The sequence below is a fragment of the Enterobacter nematophilus genome, assembly GCF_026344075.1.
Lineage (GTDB): Bacteria > Pseudomonadota > Gammaproteobacteria > Enterobacterales > Enterobacteriaceae > Enterobacter > Enterobacter nematophilus.
Window position 1 is genome coordinate 1 of the sequence record NZ_JAPKNE010000015.1, and the last position, 16,611, is coordinate 16,611.

Annotated in this window: 18 protein-coding genes and 1 riboswitch; of the genes, 12 read left to right on the forward strand and 6 right to left on the reverse strand. The window is 57.6% G+C overall.

Going from position 1 to position 16,611, the window contains the following annotated elements; genetic code table 11:
- Positions 1 to 403 precede the first annotated feature (403 nt).
- Together purH and purD are read left to right on the forward strand one after the other, a co-directional pair.
- Positions 404 to 1,993 (forward strand): bifunctional phosphoribosylaminoimidazolecarboxamide formyltransferase/IMP cyclohydrolase, encoded by a 1,590-nt coding sequence (gene purH / locus OSH03_RS21595; RefSeq protein ID WP_266180058.1) that lies wholly within the window; start codon positions 404 to 406, stop codon positions 1,991 to 1,993.
- Between the two features lie 15 nt (positions 1,994 to 2,008).
- The gene (gene purD / locus OSH03_RS21600; RefSeq protein WP_266180059.1) at positions 2,009 to 3,301 is read left to right on the forward strand and encodes a phosphoribosylamine--glycine ligase; all 1,293 of its coding nucleotides are present in this window, start codon (positions 2,009 to 2,011) and stop codon (positions 3,299 to 3,301) included.
- Positions 3,302 to 3,359: 58 nt separating this feature from the next.
- Here the strand turns inward: purD and OSH03_RS21605 are convergent, their stop codons facing one another.
- The 6 genes from OSH03_RS21605 to nudC all read right to left on the reverse strand — a co-directional run bounded on the left by OSH03_RS21605 (position 3,360) and on the right by nudC (position 7,712).
- Positions 3,360 to 4,052 carry a DUF1481 domain-containing protein gene (locus OSH03_RS21605; protein ID WP_151413566.1) on the reverse strand — a complete coding sequence of 231 codons (693 nt, stop codon included), beginning with the start codon at positions 4,050 to 4,052 and terminating at the stop codon, positions 3,360 to 3,362.
- A gap of 11 nt (positions 4,053 to 4,063) precedes the next feature.
- The gene (gene hupA / locus OSH03_RS21610) at positions 4,064 to 4,336 is read right to left on the reverse strand and encodes a nucleoid-associated protein HU-alpha (protein WP_002445246.1); all 273 of its coding nucleotides are present in this window, start codon (positions 4,334 to 4,336) and stop codon (positions 4,064 to 4,066) included.
- 186 nt (positions 4,337 to 4,522) lie between these two features.
- Positions 4,523 to 5,113 carry a YjaG family protein gene (locus OSH03_RS21615; protein ID WP_061096554.1) on the reverse strand — a complete coding sequence of 197 codons (591 nt, stop codon included), beginning with the start codon at positions 5,111 to 5,113 and terminating at the stop codon, positions 4,523 to 4,525.
- Positions 5,114 to 5,154: 41 nt separating this feature from the next.
- Positions 5,155 to 5,826, reverse strand: a complete 672-nt coding sequence (gene nfi, locus OSH03_RS21620) for a deoxyribonuclease V (RefSeq protein ID WP_080330442.1) — start codon at positions 5,824 to 5,826, stop codon at positions 5,155 to 5,157.
- Positions 5,827 to 5,835: 9 nt separating this feature from the next.
- Entirely contained in the window at positions 5,836 to 6,900 is a 1,065-nt protein-coding gene (gene hemE / locus OSH03_RS21625; protein ID WP_061096556.1) for a uroporphyrinogen decarboxylase, read from the reverse strand.
- A 38-nt stretch (positions 6,901 to 6,938) separates the two neighbouring features.
- Positions 6,939 to 7,712 carry an NAD(+) diphosphatase gene (gene nudC / locus OSH03_RS21630; RefSeq protein WP_266180060.1) on the reverse strand — a complete coding sequence of 258 codons (774 nt, stop codon included), beginning with the start codon at positions 7,710 to 7,712 and terminating at the stop codon, positions 6,939 to 6,941.
- Positions 7,713 to 7,807: 95 nt separating this feature from the next.
- Between nudC and OSH03_RS21635 the strand changes: the two genes are divergently transcribed.
- The 10 genes from OSH03_RS21635 (at position 7,808) to OSH03_RS21680 (ending at position 16,557) form a co-directional block, all read left to right on the forward strand.
- Positions 7,808 to 8,305 (forward strand): Rsd/AlgQ family anti-sigma factor, encoded by a 498-nt coding sequence (locus OSH03_RS21635; RefSeq protein ID WP_061096558.1) that lies wholly within the window; start codon positions 7,808 to 7,810, stop codon positions 8,303 to 8,305.
- Positions 8,306 to 8,359: 54 nt separating this feature from the next.
- A riboswitch (TPP riboswitch) is annotated at positions 8,360 to 8,469 on the forward strand.
- Positions 8,470 to 8,547: 78 nt separating this feature from the next.
- Positions 8,548 to 10,443, forward strand: coding sequence for a phosphomethylpyrimidine synthase ThiC (thiC, locus tag OSH03_RS21640; protein WP_266180061.1), 1,896 nt, complete (start codon positions 8,548 to 8,550; stop codon positions 10,441 to 10,443).
- A complete protein-coding gene (gene thiE / locus OSH03_RS21645) occupies positions 10,443 to 11,078 on the forward strand; it encodes a thiamine phosphate synthase (RefSeq protein WP_266180062.1) in 636 nt (211 codons plus the stop codon). The genes thiC and thiE overlap by 1 nt, the downstream gene beginning before the upstream one ends.
- Positions 11,071 to 11,826 carry a HesA/MoeB/ThiF family protein gene (locus OSH03_RS21650; RefSeq protein ID WP_266180063.1) on the forward strand — a complete coding sequence of 252 codons (756 nt, stop codon included), beginning with the start codon at positions 11,071 to 11,073 and terminating at the stop codon, positions 11,824 to 11,826. The genes thiE and OSH03_RS21650 overlap by 8 nt, the downstream gene beginning before the upstream one ends.
- Positions 11,810 to 12,010: a sulfur carrier protein ThiS gene (thiS, locus tag OSH03_RS21655; RefSeq protein WP_061096562.1), complete on the forward strand. Its 201-nt coding sequence runs from the start codon at positions 11,810 to 11,812 to the stop codon at positions 12,008 to 12,010. The genes OSH03_RS21650 and thiS overlap by 17 nt, the downstream gene beginning before the upstream one ends.
- A 1-nt stretch (position 12,011) precedes the next feature.
- Positions 12,012 to 12,782, forward strand: a complete 771-nt coding sequence (gene thiG, locus OSH03_RS21660; protein ID WP_266180064.1) for a thiazole synthase — start codon at positions 12,012 to 12,014, stop codon at positions 12,780 to 12,782.
- Complete coding sequence (gene thiH, locus OSH03_RS21665; RefSeq protein ID WP_061096563.1) at positions 12,779 to 13,906, forward strand: 2-iminoacetate synthase ThiH; 1,128 nt, start codon at positions 12,779 to 12,781, stop codon at positions 13,904 to 13,906. Before thiG ends, thiH begins: the two co-directional genes overlap by 4 nt.
- 337 nt (positions 13,907 to 14,243) lie before the next feature.
- Positions 14,244 to 15,785 carry a sensor domain-containing diguanylate cyclase gene (locus tag OSH03_RS21670; protein ID WP_266180065.1) on the forward strand — a complete coding sequence of 514 codons (1,542 nt, stop codon included), beginning with the start codon at positions 14,244 to 14,246 and terminating at the stop codon, positions 15,783 to 15,785.
- Between the two features lie 146 nt (positions 15,786 to 15,931).
- Positions 15,932 to 16,240 carry a PTS sugar transporter subunit IIB gene (locus tag OSH03_RS21675; RefSeq protein ID WP_266180066.1) on the forward strand — a complete coding sequence of 103 codons (309 nt, stop codon included), beginning with the start codon at positions 15,932 to 15,934 and terminating at the stop codon, positions 16,238 to 16,240.
- Positions 16,240 to 16,557, forward strand: a complete 318-nt coding sequence (locus OSH03_RS21680) for a PTS lactose/cellobiose transporter subunit IIA (RefSeq protein ID WP_003862327.1) — start codon at positions 16,240 to 16,242, stop codon at positions 16,555 to 16,557. The genes OSH03_RS21675 and OSH03_RS21680 overlap by 1 nt, the downstream gene beginning before the upstream one ends.
- Positions 16,558 to 16,611: the final 54 nt, after the last annotated feature.

A 16,611-nucleotide genomic window follows, 5' to 3' on the forward strand; every position in this document is an offset into this window, starting at 1 on the left:
TTCGCTCACCGTTGCGAGGTGGCGTATATTACGCTTTCCTCTTTCAGAGTCAACCCGTTATTTCAGGATTTTTTCTCTTCAACCGACCGGGTTAACTGTGAAGTGATTCACATCCGCCGTGTCGATGGAGGCGCATTATAGGGAGTTCTCCGCAGGCCGCAACCGCTAAATGACAGAAAAATGACTGACTGCTGCATTCCACAGCAAAACCCCGCCTTATACCTTTTTACGCACAGACTTATCCACAATGATACGAAAAAGTGAAAATGTGCGAGCGTTGCGCAAACGTTTTCGTTAAAATGCTCGCGCTTAACAAGGATGCCCCGTCAGGTGTGTTAGATGAGTTTTTCACAGGAAAATTCATCTAACGCTCTCTGTAATCGTGAAATCCAGGGGATTTACCATGCAACAACGTCGTCCAGTCCGCCGCGCTCTGCTCAGTGTTTCTGATAAAGCCGGTATCGTCGAATTCGCTCAGGCACTTTCCGCACGCGGTGTGGAGCTGCTTTCCACAGGCGGTACCGCTCGCCTGTTAGCAGATAAAGGTCTGCCGGTAACCGAAGTGTCCGACTACACCGGTTTCCCGGAAATGATGGATGGACGCGTTAAAACCCTGCATCCGAAAGTGCACGGCGGCATTCTTGGCCGTCGCGGTCAGGACGACGGCATTATGGAGCAGCATAATATTGCCCCCATCGATATGGTTGTCGTTAACCTCTACCCGTTCGCGCAGACCGTCGCCCGCGAAGGCTGCTCTCTGGAAGACGCCGTAGAGAATATTGATATCGGCGGCCCGACCATGGTGCGCTCCGCAGCCAAGAACCATAAAGATGTGGCCATCGTGGTAAAGAGCGGCGACTACAGCGCCATTATTAATGAGATGGACGCCAACGAAGGGTCGCTCACGCTGGAAACGCGTTTCGACCTCGCCATCAAAGCCTTCGAACACACTGCCGCGTACGACAGCATGATCGCCAACTACTTCGGTAGCCTGGTGCCGGCTTACCACGATGAAAGCAAAGAGCCTTCTGGCCGCTTCCCGCGCACCCTGAACCTGAACTTCATTAAGAAGCAGGATATGCGTTACGGCGAGAACAGCCACCAGCAGGCTGCCTTCTATATAGAAGAAGAGGTAAAAGAAGCCTCTGTTGCGACCGCCCAGCAGGTTCAGGGGAAAGCCCTCTCCTATAACAACATTGCCGACACCGACGCCGCGCTGGAATGCGTGAAAGAGTTCAGCGAGCCGGCCTGCGTTATCGTCAAGCACGCCAACCCATGCGGCGTTGCGGTAAGCACCTCTATTCTGGATGCCTACGATCGCGCCTACAAAACCGACCCGACCTCCGCGTTTGGCGGCATTATTGCCTTCAACCGCGAGCTGGATGCTGAGACCGCGCAGGCCATCATCTCCCGTCAGTTTGTTGAAGTGATCATTGCGCCATCCGCGTCCGAAGAAGCGCTGAAAATTACCGCGGCGAAACAGAACGTGCGCGTGCTGGTCTGCGGTCAGTGGGCGGAGCGCGTGCCGGGCCTGGACTTCAAGCGCGTGAACGGCGGCCTGCTGGTTCAGGATCGCGATCTGGGGATGGTGACAGAAGCCGACCTGCGCGTGGTGAGCAAACGTCAGCCGACCGAACAGGAGCTGCGTGACGCGCTGTTCTGCTGGAAAGTGGCGAAGTTCGTCAAATCTAACGCCATCGTCTACGCGAAAGAGAACATGACAATCGGGATAGGCGCCGGCCAGATGAGCCGCGTGTACTCCGCAAAAATTGCCGGCATTAAAGCAGGCGACGAAGGGCTGGAAGTGAAAGGCTCCGCCATGGCTTCTGACGCCTTCTTCCCGTTCCGTGACGGCATCGACGCGGCGGCTGCTGTGGGTATCACCTGTGTGATCCAGCCTGGCGGCTCTATCCGCGACGACGAAGTGATTGCCGCAGCCGACGAGCACGGCATCGCGATGATCTTCACCGACATGCGTCACTTCCGCCATTAATTCCCGGAGCAGAAAATGAAAGTATTAGTGATTGGTAACGGCGGGCGCGAGCACGCTCTGGCGTGGAAAGCGGCGCAGTCTCCGCTGGTGAAAACAGTCTTCGTAGCGCCGGGCAACGCCGGTACCGCGCTGGAACCCACGCTGCAGAACGTGGCTATTGGCGTAACCGATATTCCGGCGCTGCTGAACTTTGCCCAGAGTGAGAAAATCGACCTGACCATCGTCGGCCCGGAAGCGCCGCTGGTCATTGGCGTGGTTGACGCCTTCCGCGCCGCGGGTCTGAAAATCTTCGGCCCAACGGAAGGTGCCGCACAGCTGGAAGGCTCCAAAGCCTTCACCAAAGATTTCCTCGCGCGTCATAACATCCCTACGGCGGAATATCAGAACTTCACCGAAGTGGAGCCTGCTCTGGCCTGGTTACGTGAAAAAGGCGCGCCGATTGTTATCAAGGCCGACGGTCTGGCCGCCGGGAAAGGCGTTATCGTTGCGATGACCCTCGAAGAAGCGGAAGCCGCGGTTCAGGATATGCTGGCCGGCAACGCCTTTGGCGATGCGGGCCACCGCATCGTGATCGAAGAGTTTCTCGACGGTGAAGAGGCGAGCTTTATCGTGATGGTCGACGGCGAACACGTTCTGCCGATGGCCACCAGCCAGGATCACAAGCGCGTGGGCAACGGCGATACCGGCCCGAATACCGGTGGGATGGGCGCCTACTCCCCTGCCCCGGTGGTGACGGATGAAGTGTATCAGCGCACCATGGACCGCATCATCTGGCCAACCGTGAAAGGGATGGCGGCGGAAGGCAACACCTACACCGGTTTCCTCTATGCGGGCCTGATGATCGACAAGCAGGGCAACCCGAAGGTGATTGAATTCAACTGCCGCTTCGGCGATCCGGAAACGCAGCCCATCATGCTGCGCATGAAATCTGACCTGGTGGATCTGTGCCTGGCGGCCTGTGAGGGCAAGCTGGACGAGAAAACCTCAGAGTGGGACGAGCGCGCGTCTCTGGGCGTGGTGATTGCGGCGGGGGGGTATCCGGGTAGCTACAGCACCGGGGATGAGATCCACGGCCTGCCGCTGGAAGAAGTTGAAGGCGCGAAGGTGTTCCATGCCGGTACGAAGCTGGCTGACGACGATCGCGTGCTGACCAACGGCGGCCGCGTTCTGTGTGCGACCGCGCTGGGCCATACCGTGGCAGAAGCGCAGAAGCGCGCCTATGCGCTGATGGCGGATATTCACTGGAACGGCAGCTTCAGCCGCCAGGATATCGGCTATCGCGCGATTGCGCGGGAGCAGGGGGAGTAACGGAGCCGTCTTCGCCCCTCACCCTAACCCTCTCCCCTCAGGGGAGAGGGAACTTAAATCAAAAACTCTTCTCTGTCGGCTGCCAGGTGCAGAAGTCTTCGTTCGCCACCAGCAGCAGCTGAGAGCCTTCCGGCGCTTCCAGCCACGCCACACTCACTTCCATTGATGAATGACGCTGACGGCGCTGAATATGTTCGGTCGCCCAGGATTCGAGCTCAGGCTTCACCGTCTGCCCTTCGCAGGTGGTCACCGTCCCATCGGCATGCCAGCGCCCCTGGCGCAGCACAACGCGTCCCAGACGCAGCGCGTCGCTGGTCTGACGGATTTGTTCGGCACGGTATCGGTAGAGGGCGATTTGATCGCTGGAAAGCTGCTGTTTTTGACCGCTGACTTCACGCTGCATAAAGCTCAGCTCGCCATGGTCATCAAAACGCACTTTCACGTGTTCGGGGGTTTTGCTGTAGACGTTCAGTTCAATCAGCGACAGGTCATCTCCCTGCCAGCGATATTCCGCAGTTGACGTATTACCGCTATGCCACGGGCTGAAGGCTGAGAGCAGATGCACTTCGCCGCCGGAATCTTTGCGCCAGATCCTGACCGCCCCCTGGTTGTCCGCATAACCGCTGGCGGTAAACGGCGGCAGGGAGGTGTCGTGGCTACAGGCGGACAGCAGCAGCATACCTGCCAGCGCGAGCGTTCCACGCCAGACAGACAAAAGGGGCGTTGCCGCCCCTTCGCTAAAACTGTTCACTGCCACGCGTCTTACTTAACAGCGTCTTTCAGTGCTTTACCAGAAACAAATGCCGGCACGTTAGCTGCGGCGATTTTGATTTCTTTACCGGTCTGCGGGTTGCGGCCAGTACGCTCAGCGCGGTGGTTCACTTTGAAGGTACCGAAACCAACCAGTTGTACAGCATCGCCTTCTTTCAGAGACTCAGTAATAGCAGCCAGGGTAGATTCCAGAGCAGCTTTAGCCTGCACTTTAGACAGATCAGCCTTGTCCGCAATTACATCAATCAGTTGAGTCTTGTTCATAAGTTATCCTTTCAATGTGTTTATCGCTTGCTAAGCATCGAGTGCGACGAAAATGCCAAAAAAGCACTCTCCTGCATACACGCACCGATAGCCACTTTTTTTCGCCCTCCAAATGTAGACCAGACGGGGGGCAGAAGGGAAGAGTCGAGGTGCGACAAAACAGGCGTTAAATCACGTTTTGTTGTCTCATTGGTTAAAAATTATACCAATATTGCTCTCACCGGCCTCGCGTAAGTCTGCACGCAGCCCTTTGATCAGCTCAATATCGCGTTCTTCACACTCTGCCAGCAGGCGGAAAATTTCCCACTGGATGTCCCATTCTTGCTCAACGGCCGGATTAGCACGCAGCTCTTCGTCGGTCATTTCACGACCTTCCTGGGTCATTTCAAGCATCGCGACGGTCGTAATGGATGCCTTACTGACTTCAATTGCATGCTCCAGCGTTTCACCGCTCAGACGGGAGTGGAGCAGCTCGCTTAACGCCACGCAGGCATCAATCGCCGGATAAACTCCGTACAGGTCAAAATCATCCGCAACCGGGATCGCCTCTTCCAGCTTTTCCAGCTGAGAGTCGAAGTTCACCTTCGCATCTTTCACCGTCAGCGTCTCCCAGATTAAATCCAGGATACGACGATAAATCTGGCCTTCGCCAAACTCCGTTTGCTTACAGAACGCGGCGTAGTTGGGATACATGCGCTCGCACAGGCAAGCCATAAACGTCACGTGCTGCCAACTTTCCAGCTTCTCAAGGCGCAGATGAATCGGGTTTTGTAGCATGATGATGTCTCGAATCGAAAATTAGCCGCAGTTTACCTGAATCACGGCTGAATTTCCTGCCAACGAACAAAAGCCGGACGCGAGGAGGCGACAGCGTCAGCCCAGCGCGTCGGCTCCGGTAAACGATAGCCCTTCATGCAGCGCTGCACCCACGCCAGCGCGCTGTCCATGCTGACCCGATGCCCGGTCGCGATAAACAATGGATTACAGCGCGCCTTGCTGCGCCAGACCCACGCCAGCTGCTCGCCTTTATGAATAAGCGGCGCCAGCGCGCCCGGCTCGGCGGAGAGCGGCTCAAACGCACCACACAGGCGTTTTTTTGCTACGCCAATGGTCGGCACATCCACCAGCAGCCCAAAGTGGCTGGCAACGCCTAAGCGGCGCGGATGGGAAATACCGTGTCCATCGACAAACAGCAGGTCAGGTTTTTGCGAAAGTTGCTCCCACGCGGCCAGCAGCGCGGGATATTCGCGGAAGGAGAGAAAGCCGGGGATATACGGCATGGTGGTCGCGATGCGCGCCACCTTGTACTCCACCAGTTCAAGCGAAGGGTATTTCAGCACCACCATCGCCGCTCGCGTCACTTCACCGCCCTGCTCGAACCCGACGTCCGCTCCGCCAATGTACTGCGGAGGATCCTTATCCAGACGATCCTCGCGGATCACTGATGAAGCCAGTTCGATTTGCTGAGCGCGTAGCGACGCGAGATCCATAACCACTCCTTACTTGTGATACTGGGCAGAAAGCCGATGCACCGCCTCCACAAATACGCCAGCGTGTTCTGGCGGCACATCCTGATGAATGCCGTGGCCGAGGTTAAAGACGTGCCCTTCACCCTGGCCGAAACCAGACAGTATAGTCGACACTTCTTCTTCAATACGTGCTGGCGGCGCATAGAGCATGGACGGATCCATGTTGCCCTGCAGCGCCACTTTGTCGCCCACGCGACGGCGCGCATCGGCAATATCGGTCGTCCAGTCGAGGCCCAGCGCGTCGCAGCCGGTCGCCGCCATCGCTTCCAGCCACTGACCGCCACCTTTCGTGAACAGCGTCACCGGCACGCGGCGACCTTCGTTTTCACGCAGCAGGCCATCGACGATTTTGTGCATGTAATACAGGGAGAACTGCTGATAATCACGCCCGGTAAGCACGCCGCCCCAGGTGTCGAAAATCATCACCGACTGCGCGCCCGCTTTAATCTGCGCGTTGAGATAGAGCGTGACGCTCTTCGCCAGCTTGTCGAGCAGGGCATGCAGGGCCAGCGGCTCGGCGTACATCATCTTTTTAATCATGGTGAAGGCTTTGCTGCTGCCCCCTTCCACCATGTAAGTGGCCAGCGTCCACGGGCTGCCGGAGAAGCCAATCAGCGGCACTTCGCCCTTCAGCTCGCGGCGAATGGTGCGCACGGCGTTCATCACATAGCCCAGCTCGCCTTCCGGATCGGGGATTGGCAGCTTATCCACATCGGCTTTGCTTTTAATTGGGGAGGTGAAGCGCGGGCCTTCGCCGGTTTCGAAATAGAGCCCAAGGCCCATGGCGTCCGGAATGGTGAGAATGTCCGAAAAGAGAATGGCGGCATCCAGCGGGTAGCGGCGCAGCGGCTGGAGCGTGACTTCACAGGCCAGCTCGGCGTTTTTGCACAGCGACATAAAATCACCCGCCTGCGCGCGCGTGGCTTTGTACTCTGGCAGATAGCGTCCCGCCTGGCGCATCATCCACACCGGGGTGACATCAACGGGCTGGCGCAGCAGCGCACGCAGATAACGATCGTTCTTCAGTTCGGTCATTTTTGCAGTTCCTTAAGCGTCATGGCCTCAGTGTAACACTACTCATACTCGGCCCGACACATTGCCACGGTATCTTCTATCAGGCGGCGCGCCACCGTACCCGGCGGGGGTAGAAGAGGCAGATCGTCATAACGATACCAGTTTGCCTCCAGCAGCTCTTTCTGGTCGATAACGATCTCGCCGCTGTCGTATTCCGCCATAAACGCCGTCATTAGGGACATCGGGAACGGCCACGGCTGCGACGTCACGTAGCGTAGGTTTTTCACCTTGATTCCGCTCTCTTCCATCACCTCGCGCGCCACCGCCTGCTCCAGCGTTTCGCCCACTTCGACGAAACCGGCCAGCACGGTATGAATGCCGTTGCGATGACGCGTATGCTGCGCCAGCAGGATGGAATCGTCCCGGCGGATGGCGACGATGATGCACGGCGCAATCTGCGGATAGTAGCGTTCACGGCAGTGGCCGCAGAGCAGAGCCCACTCGGTTTTGCTCGGGTGCATGGTATACCCGCAGTAGCCACAGTATTTGTGCGAGCGGTAAAACTCCGCCAGCTGCACGCCCCGCCCCGCCAGCTGAAACAGCCCCGCGTCCAGATCCAGCACCTGGCGAACGGATCCCATATCCTGTCGCCGAGATTGTCGGATCAACCACACCGGATCGCCCTGCCACTCGCCGATCCGCAGAGCGGGCTGACCGACAAGATCGAAGATTTCTGCCGCACCGTAAGGTATTTCTCCACCGGGCAGCCACAACTTCTGTTCGTGGCTGACGATCCACCAACCCAGATCTGATTTTTCAATAATACGATCCATATCTATTGCACTACCTTCGCTTCACTGACATGTTGTTAGCATTGTGGTTACATTTTGGATAAGTAGATCCCATTCTAAACTTTGCGGAGTCGACCATGTTAAACCAGCTAGAAAGTCTGACGGAGCGCGTTGGAGGAAGTAACACACTGGTGGATCGCTGGCTACATGTACGCAAGCATCTCCTCGTGGCGTATTACAATCTGGTCGGTCTTAAGCCTGGCAAAGAATCCTTTATGCGGCTGAATGAAAAAGCGCTGGATGATTTTTGTCAGAGCCTGGTCGACTACCTTTCCGACGGCCATTTCAACATTTATGAACGCATTATCCGCGAAATGGAAGGCACAAATCCCTGTTTAGCGGCCAGCAAACTTTGTCCGCTGCTGGAAGCCAACACCCAGCAGATCATGGATTACTACGATTCCACGCTCGAGAATGCCATCGATCACGATAATTATCTTGAGTTCCAGCAGGCGCTTTCCGATCTTGGCGAAGCGCTGGAGGAGCGATTCACGCTGGAAGATAAGCTGATCGCCCTCGCCCTGGATAACGGCCTGGACGTCAGCCACGAAGATAACGTCGTGCGCCCGGCTTGAGTTCTTAATCGTTAACGAGTAATTTACAACCATTCGCCCCTCTGCGGAGGGGGATTTTTCTTGTCGGAGTGCCCAGTGTGAAAGCACGGGCTGAGACCGTTAATTCGGGATCCGCGGAACCTGATCAGGCTAATACCTGCGAAGGGAACAAGAGTTACACTGCTGTTGAATCGCCCCTGGGCGATCTTCTCTTGCTTCATCCGTCGTCTGACAAGCCATGTCCTTCACTTTTGGAATGAGCTATGTCTACTACTAAACTGACCCGCCGCGAACAGCGCGAACACGCCCAACGCTTCATCGACACCCTGGAAGGTACCGCCTTTCCGAACTCGAAACGCATCTACATTACCGGCTCGCAGGCCGATATCCGCGTCCCAATGCGCGAAATCCAGCTCAGCCCGACGCTTATCGGCGGCAGCAAAGATAACCCCCAGTATGAAGACAACGAAGCCGTGCCGGTGTATGACACCTCCGGCCCGTACGGCGATCCCTCTGTCGCCATTAACGTCCAGCAGGGTCTGGCAAAGCTCCGCCAGCCGTGGATTGACGCGCGTAACGACTGCGAAGAGCTGAGCGTGCGCAGCTCTGCGTACACCAAAGAACGCCTGGCCGACGACGGTCTGGACGAGCTGCGCTTTTCCGGCCTGCTGACGCCAAAACGCGCTAAAGCGGGCAAATGCGTAACCCAGCTGCACTACGCGCGCCAGGGTATCGTTACGCCGGAGATGGAGTTCATCGCCATCCGCGAAAATATGGGCCGCGAGCGCATCCGCAGCGAAATATTGCGCCACCAGCATCCCGGCGAAGGCTTTGGCGCTCGTCTGCCGGAAAACATCACGCCGGAGTTTGTGCGTGACGAAGTGGCCGCCGGGCGCGCGATTATCCCCGCCAACGTCAACCACCCGGAATCCGAGCCGATGATTATCGGCCGCAACTTCCTGGTGAAGGTTAACGCCAACATCGGCAACTCGGCGGTGACGTCATCCATCGAAGAAGAGGTGGAAAAGCTGGTCTGGTCAACGCGCTGGGGCGCGGACACGGTGATGGACCTCTCCACTGGCCGCTACATCCACGAAACCCGCGAATGGATCCTGCGTAACAGCCCGGTGCCGATCGGTACCGTCCCGATTTACCAGGCGCTGGAGAAGGTCAACGGCATCGCCGAAGATCTCACCTGGGAAGCGTTCCGCGACACGCTGCTGGAGCAGGCAGAACAGGGCGTGGACTACTTCACCATTCACGCGGGCGTGCTGCTGCGCTACGTACCGATGACGGCGAAACGTCTGACCGGCATCGTCTCGCGCGGCGGTTCCATCATGGCGAAGTGGTGCCTGTCCCATCATCAGGAAAACTTCCTCTACGAACACTTCCGCGAGATCTGCGAAATCTGCGCCGCCTATGACGTATCGCTGTCGCTGGGCGACGGCCTGCGTCCGGGCTCTATCCGCGACGCCAACGACGAAGCGCAGTTTGCCGAGCTGCACACGCTGGGCGAGCTGACCAAAATCGCCTGGGAGTATGACGTGCAGGTGATGATTGAAGGCCCTGGGCACGTGCCGATGCAGATGATCCGCCGCAATATGACCGAGGAGCTGGAGCACTGCCACGAAGCGCCGTTCTATACCCTGGGGCCATTGACCACGGATATCGCACCGGGCTACGACCACTTCACCTCCGGGATTGGCGCGGCGATGATCGGCTGGTTCGGCTGCGCCATGCTCTGCTACGTCACGCCAAAAGAGCACCTCGGGCTGCCAAACAAAGAGGACGTAAAGCAGGGGCTGATCGCCTACAAGATTGCCGCCCACGCGGCGGACCTGGCGAAAGGCCATCCGGGCGCGCAAATCCGCGACAACGCCATGTCCAAAGCGCGCTTTGAATTCCGCTGGGAAGATCAGTTCAACCTGGCGCTCGATCCGTTCACCGCCCGCGCCTACCACGACGAAACCCTGCCGCAGGAATCGGGCAAGGTGGCGCACTTCTGCTCCATGTGCGGACCGAAGTTCTGCTCGATGAAAATTAGCCAGGAAGTGCGCGACTACGCCGCCGCGCAGACCATTGAAGTCGGTATGGCGGACATGTCAGAAACCTTCCGCGCGAAAGGCGGCGAAATCTACCTCAAAAAAGAGGAGGCGTAATGTACCAGCCCGACTTTCCTCCTGTCCCTTTCCGGTTAGGGCTCTATCCGGTGGTAGACAGCGTGGAGTGGATCGCACGCCTGCTGGAGGCCGGCGTTCGCACCCTCCAGCTGCGCATCAAGGATAAGCGCGATGAAGAGGTAGAGGCCGATGTGGTTGCCGCCATCGCGCTGGGACGCCGCTACGACGCCCGCCTGTTTATCAACGACTACTGGCGGCTGGCCGTTAAGCACCGGGCGTACGGCGTGCATCTGGGTCAGGAGGACCTGGAAACCACCGACTTGAACGCCATCCGCCAGGCTGGCCTGCGCCTTGGCGTTTCAACACACGATGATATGGAAATCGACGTGGCGCTGGCGGCCCGCCCCTCTTACATCGCCCTCGGCCACGTCTTCCCGACGCAAACCAAGCTGATGCCCTCGGCACCGCAGGGGCTGACGCAGCTGGCGAGCCACGTTAAGCGCCTTGCCGATTACCCGACCGTCGCCATCGGCGGAATCAGCCTTGAACGCGCCCCGGCGGTGCTGGAGACCGGCGTCGGCGGTATCGCCGTCGTCAGCGCCATCACCCAGGCGGCAAACTGGCGGTCCGCCACCGAACAGCTTTTACAGCTGGCAGGAGCGGGCGATGAATGACCGCGATTTTATGCGCTACAGCCGCCAGATCCTGCTGGAGGATATCGCCATCGACGGGCAGCAAAAGCTGCTCTCAAGCCGGGTGCTGATTGTCGGTCTGGGCGGGTTAGGCGCGCCTGCCGCGCTCTATCTGGCCGGTGCGGGCGTGGGCACGCTGGTGCTGGCCGATGACGACGAGGTGCACATCAGCAATCTGCAGCGGCAAATTCTCTTCACAACTGAGGACATTAACCAGCCCAAAGCGCAGATCACCCGACAGCGGCTACACCAGCTTAATCCGGATATCGAACTGATTGCACTCCAGACGCGGCTGAGCGGTGAAAGCCTGCGCCGTGAAGTCGCCCTTGCCGACGCGGTGCTGGACTGTACGGACAATATGGCGACGCGTCAGGCCATCAACGCCGCCTGCGTAGCAGAGAATACGCCGCTGATCACCGCCAGCGCGGTGGGGTTCGGCGGGCAGATGATGGTCCTGACGCCGCCGTGGGCGCAGGGCTGCTATCGCTGCCTGTGGCCGGACGATGCCGAGCCGGCGCGCAACTGCCGCACGGCTGGCGTGCTTGGTCCGGTGGTGGGCGTGATGGGCACGCTGCAGGCGCTGGAGGCCATCAAGCTGCTCAGCGGCATGGAGACGGAACGCAACACGCTGCGCCTGTTCGACGCCCGCTCCAGCGGCTGGCGCCATCTGGCGCTACACCGCGCCAGCCACTGCCCGGTATGCGGAGGCCACGATGCGCATTCTGTTTAACGATGAGCCGATGAGCTGCGAAGACGGGCTTACCGTTGCCGTACTGCTCGATAAATTACGCCAGCTCAAGCCGGGAACGGCGCTGGCGCTCAATCAACAGATCCTGCCGCGCGAGCAGTGGGAGCATCAGCAGGTCACTGAAGGCGACCAGATCCTGCTGTTTCAGGTTATCGCAGGGGGCTAAGATGTTACGTATTGCTGATAAAGTCTTTGATTCACATCTGTTTACCGGAACAGGCAAATTCGCCTCGCCGCAGCTGATGGTGGATGCCATCCGTGAAAGCGGTAGCCAGCTGGTGACGCTGGCGATGAAGCGCGTGGACCTCCGCCAGCACAACGATGCCATTCTTGCCCCGTTGCTGGAAGCCGGCGTCACGCTGCTGCCCAACACCTCCGGCGCGAAAACGGCCGAGGAGGCGATTTTCGCCGCACAGCTGGCGCGGGAAGCGCTCGGCACCCGTTGGCTGAAGCTGGAAATTCACCCGGACGCCCGCTGGCTGCTGCCCGACCCAATCGAGACTCTGAAAGCCGCAGAAAAGCTGGTGCAGCAGGGGTTTACCGTTCTGCCTTACTGCGGCGCGGATCCCGTGCTGTGTAAGCGTCTGGAAGAGGTCGGCTGTGCCGCCGTCATGCCCCTGGGCGCCCCAATTGGCTCCAATCAGGGTCTGGAAACCCGCGCGATGCTGGAAATCATCATCGAGCAGGCGACCGTGCCGGTGGTAGTGGATGCGGGCATCGGCGTGCCCAGCCATGCCGCGCAGGCGCTGGAAATGGGGGCCGACGCGGTGCTGGTGAATACCGCCATTGCGGTGGCCGACGACCCGGTAATGATGGCGCGCGCGTTTCGTCTCGCCGTGCAGGCTGGCGTGCTGGCCAGAGAGTCAGGCCCCGGCTCGCGCAGTTTTCAGGCACAGGCCACCAGCCCGCTAACCGGTTTTCTGGAGGCGCTCTCATGAGCACGTTTACCGAGCGCTGGCGCGAGCTTAACTGGGACGATATAGCCCTGCGCATTAACAGCAAAACGACTGCTGACGTCGAGCGCGCGCTGAATGCCCGTCATCTGAACCGGGAGGATTTAATGGCCCTGCTCTCTCCGGCGGCCAGCGCCTACCTTGAACCGATGGCGCAGCGCGCCCAGCGCCTCACCCGGCAGCGGTTTGGCAACACGGTGAGCTTCTACGTCCCGCTCTATCTTTCGAACCTGTGCGCCAACGACTGTACCTACTGTGGTTTCTCCATGAGCAACCGCATCAAGCGGAAAACGCTTGATGAGGAGGAAATCGCACGCGAGTGTGCGGCCATTCGTGACATGGGCTTTGAGCATCTTCTGCTGGTCACGGGCGAGCATCAGGGGAAAGTGGGAATGGACTATTTCCGCCAGCATCTGCCTGCCATACGTCGGGAGTTTGCGTCGTTGCAGATGGAGGTTCAGCCCCTGTCGCAGGACGAGTATGCGGAGTTAAAAACGCTCGGGCTGGACGGAGTCATGGTCTATCAGGAAACCTACCACGAGGCGACGTACGCCCGGCATCACCTGAAGGGGAAGAAGCAGGATTTCTTCTTCCGGCTGGAAACGCCGGACAGGCTGGGCCGCGCCGGGATCGATAAAATCGGGCTGGGTGCGCTAATTGGGCTTTCCGATAGCTGGCGGGTAGATTGCTACATGGTGGCAGAACATCTGCTGTGGCTGCAGCAGCACTACTGGCAGACCCGATACTCCATCTCCTTCCCACGCCTGCGCCCCTGCGCAGGAGGCATTGAACCGGCTTCGCTGATGGATGAACGCCAGCTGGTGCAGACCATCTGCGCGTTTCGCCTGCTCGCCCCGGAAGTGGAATTATCGCTCTCAACGCGTGAGTCCCCGGCGTTTCGCGATCGCGTCATTCCGCTGGCGATTAACAACGTCAGCGCGTTTTCCAAAACGCAGCCGGGCGGATATGCAGACGACCATCCGGAGCTTGAGCAGTTTGCACCGCATGACGGACGGCGTCCGGAAGCCGTTGCCGCCGCCCTGTCGGCACAGGGACTGCAGCCTGTGTGGAAAGACTGGGACAGCTGGCTGGGAAGAGCCTCGCAATGACGATGTAACGCACTGCAACACGGTAAAAAATTATCGAGGCGCTACGGAAAGGCAAAACCGGATGATTGTCAGCGATCGTCCGGTTTTTTATTGTCATCAGGTCAGCAACGGACGCTGACCAGGGCGAAAAGCTTCTTCCTCGTTTCGCCCTGCCTCAGTCTCCGTGCATAAAATGGGCGAAATGGTATGAATAAGGTATTTCTTAGTGATTCTTAAGATAAATCATCTCGTCTGAAATCGTGTTCCGTATAATTCACCGCTAACCGCAGGACAGCGACTATGCTGAGAGGATATCGGCAGACGAAAAATATTCACCATCAGGATCGATGTACAACTCATGGCACTTCACAGCAAAAAGCTCTCTTTCACCCGACCAATTATGCTCAGCTTCGCGGGGATCCTGTGCAGTTTTGCGCTGATCGCGGTCGTGGTAACACTTTCACAACGAAAGGATTTCCTAGAGGACTATCATAAGATTAATGGCAATTTCACCCATAACCTTGCGGTGAACTACACCGAGTCTATCCTGCGTGAAAACGACTATATACTGGGCCGCTCCGCGATGTACTTTGCACGCGATGACAGGCTAAACGAGACCCTCAACGTCGACCCGACGCAAGGGCTGCAGATGATGATGCATTTGCAAAACCTGATGCCGACCGTATCTTCCATCTCGCTGGCAGACACGCAGGGACATTATCTGCGCGCGCCGGAAGTGCTCCAGACGGAAAAGAGTAAAACCTTCGATCCCCGGACGCGTCCGTGGTTTGTCGCCCATGCTGAAGCCAGTATCTTCAGCCACTACACTCGTCCCTATATGGACTACTTCAACGGCCATCCGACGGTCACGCTCTATAAGCCGTTGATTTCACCAGAAGGTCGACTTAAGGGTACGATCGCGTTTCATCTTGACTTAACGTCAATGGGCTACACCCTGCGTCAGATGGTTGCTCCTGTTCAGGGGGAATTCTTCGTCGTCGAGCGAGATGGCGCCGTCGTGCTGCACCCTGATACGGGCGCGCTTTTCAAACAGTACGTCAGCGAAGCGCTGATGGACAAAATGACCAGCGGCGAAGGCCATCTTTACGACAAAAAAACCAACACCTGGTATTACTACTACTCATTTACCAATCCGGACTGGTTTGTTATCTACCGGGTCTCTGGCGCAACGCTTACCGATATTACCCGACACGAAACGACGATCGTAGGCTGGGGTTTCGCGCTGGCGGCCATCATTATCATTCTCTTCGGCCTCTATCTGCGCCACGCCTCGCGTACCGTATTGATGACCATTATCAACGCGATCAAAACGGGCGATGTGAGCCAGGCACCACGTCTGGAAGCGATGCTGAGCCACACCATCCAGTCCAATAAAGAACGTGAGATGGCGTATGTTCGTCAGGCCACTCACGATGCGCTGACCGGCTGCAAAAACCGCCGTGCGTTCGATAGCGATGTGGAGGAATTATTAACTGCCCACCAGCCTTTCGCGATGGCGCTGGTTGATATTGATAACTTCAAGTCAATTAACGACACGTGGGGACATCTGAGCGGCGACATTGTCCTGCGTAACGTGGCGCGTGAGGGGATCCAGATAATGCAGCCCCACCACGTCTCGGTCTATCGCTACGGTGGTGAAGAGTTCGCGGTAATTTTCCAGGCCGAGCAGATCGCTGCCGCATTTTCATTGCTTGACGCATGGCGCACCGCCGTTGAAAGACGCGTCTGGCGGGAAGAAAATCTGCACGTCACGTTCAGCGCGGGTCTGGGTGAATGGCACTTCGAACCGCTGGAACAATTTGTAGGTAGCGTTGATAACGCGCTCTACAGTGCTAAAAAGCAGGGAAAAAACCGTATTGTTCGCACTGCCGTCGGCTGACTTTCTCTCTTACCTGAAGAATTGTAACCGGTTTCAGAAAAATGCCGCTTTCTTTGTGATGCCTGACACACAATCGTGGTAAAGCGGTTGTTGAAGCTCTCTGTGCGGGATAATTATCAATAAACACATGTAGATCGAGGCTGATTATGAAGAACATCGTTTTATGCTGTGCAGCGGGAATGTCAACCAGCATGCTGGTTCAACGTATGAAAGATGCCGCGCAGAAAAAAGGGGTTGAAGTCACCATTAAAGCCGTTCCGGTTGCGGAGTTTAAAGACAATATCGCGACGGCCGACATCGTATTGCTGGGGCCACAGGTTAAATACGAGCAGGCTAAACTGCAGGCGCAGGCCGACCCGCTGGGCAAAAAGGTCGCGGTGATCGACATGATGGATTACGGCATGATGAAAGGCGATGCCGTACTGGAAAAAGCGCTCAAACTGCTGGAGCCATAATGGAAGACTTAGAAACCACAATCATGGAACTGCTGGTCAACGCCGGTGCGGCGCGCAGTGCGGCCCTGACGGCCTTGCAGATGGCGCGTAAAGGTGATTTTGACGAAGCTGAAAAAGCGATGGAAGAATCCCGCGAATATGTGAAGCACGCGCATACGATCCAGACGCAGCTTATCGGCCTTGACGAAGGGACCGGAAAACTGCCGGTTAACCTGATTACCGTTCATTCTCAGGACCACCTGATGAACGCGATGGTTATTCAGGATCTGGCGGGCGATATGATTGAGCTTTATAGACGCATCCCGCTAGTGAATTGAATAAATGCAGATATAAAAAAACCCGCCGAGGCGGGTTTTTTATTTACGGCATCA

Coding starts and splice junctions, on each gene's coding strand:
- purH (WP_266180058.1), top strand. CDS start 404: ATGCAACAACGTCGTCCAGTCCGCCGCGCTCTGCTCAGTGTTTCTGAT.
- purD (WP_266180059.1), top strand. CDS start 2,009: ATGAAAGTATTAGTGATTGGTAACGGCGGGCGCGAGCACGCTCTGGCG.
- hupA (WP_002445246.1), bottom strand. CDS start 4,336: ATGAACAAGACTCAACTGATTGATGTAATTGCGGACAAGGCTGATCTG.
- OSH03_RS21615 (WP_061096554.1), bottom strand. CDS start 5,113: ATGCTACAAAACCCGATTCATCTGCGCCTTGAGAAGCTGGAAAGTTGG.
- nfi (WP_080330442.1), bottom strand. CDS start 5,826: ATGGATCTCGCGTCGCTACGCGCTCAGCAAATCGAACTGGCTTCATCA.
- hemE (WP_061096556.1), bottom strand. CDS start 6,900: ATGACCGAACTGAAGAACGATCGTTATCTGCGTGCGCTGCTGCGCCAG.
- nudC (WP_266180060.1), bottom strand. CDS start 7,712: ATGGATCGTATTATTGAAAAATCAGATCTGGGTTGGTGGATCGTCAGC.
- OSH03_RS21635 (WP_061096558.1), top strand. CDS start 7,808: ATGTTAAACCAGCTAGAAAGTCTGACGGAGCGCGTTGGAGGAAGTAAC.
- thiC (WP_266180061.1), top strand. CDS start 8,548: ATGTCTACTACTAAACTGACCCGCCGCGAACAGCGCGAACACGCCCAA.
- thiE (WP_266180062.1), top strand. CDS start 10,443: ATGTACCAGCCCGACTTTCCTCCTGTCCCTTTCCGGTTAGGGCTCTAT.
- OSH03_RS21650 (WP_266180063.1), top strand. CDS start 11,071: ATGAATGACCGCGATTTTATGCGCTACAGCCGCCAGATCCTGCTGGAG.
- thiS (WP_061096562.1), top strand. CDS start 11,810: ATGCGCATTCTGTTTAACGATGAGCCGATGAGCTGCGAAGACGGGCTT.
- thiG (WP_266180064.1), top strand. CDS start 12,012: ATGTTACGTATTGCTGATAAAGTCTTTGATTCACATCTGTTTACCGGA.
- thiH (WP_061096563.1), top strand. CDS start 12,779: ATGAGCACGTTTACCGAGCGCTGGCGCGAGCTTAACTGGGACGATATA.
- OSH03_RS21670 (WP_266180065.1), top strand. CDS start 14,244: ATGGCACTTCACAGCAAAAAGCTCTCTTTCACCCGACCAATTATGCTC.
- OSH03_RS21675 (WP_266180066.1), top strand. CDS start 15,932: ATGAAGAACATCGTTTTATGCTGTGCAGCGGGAATGTCAACCAGCATG.
- OSH03_RS21680 (WP_003862327.1), top strand. CDS start 16,240: ATGGAAGACTTAGAAACCACAATCATGGAACTGCTGGTCAACGCCGGT.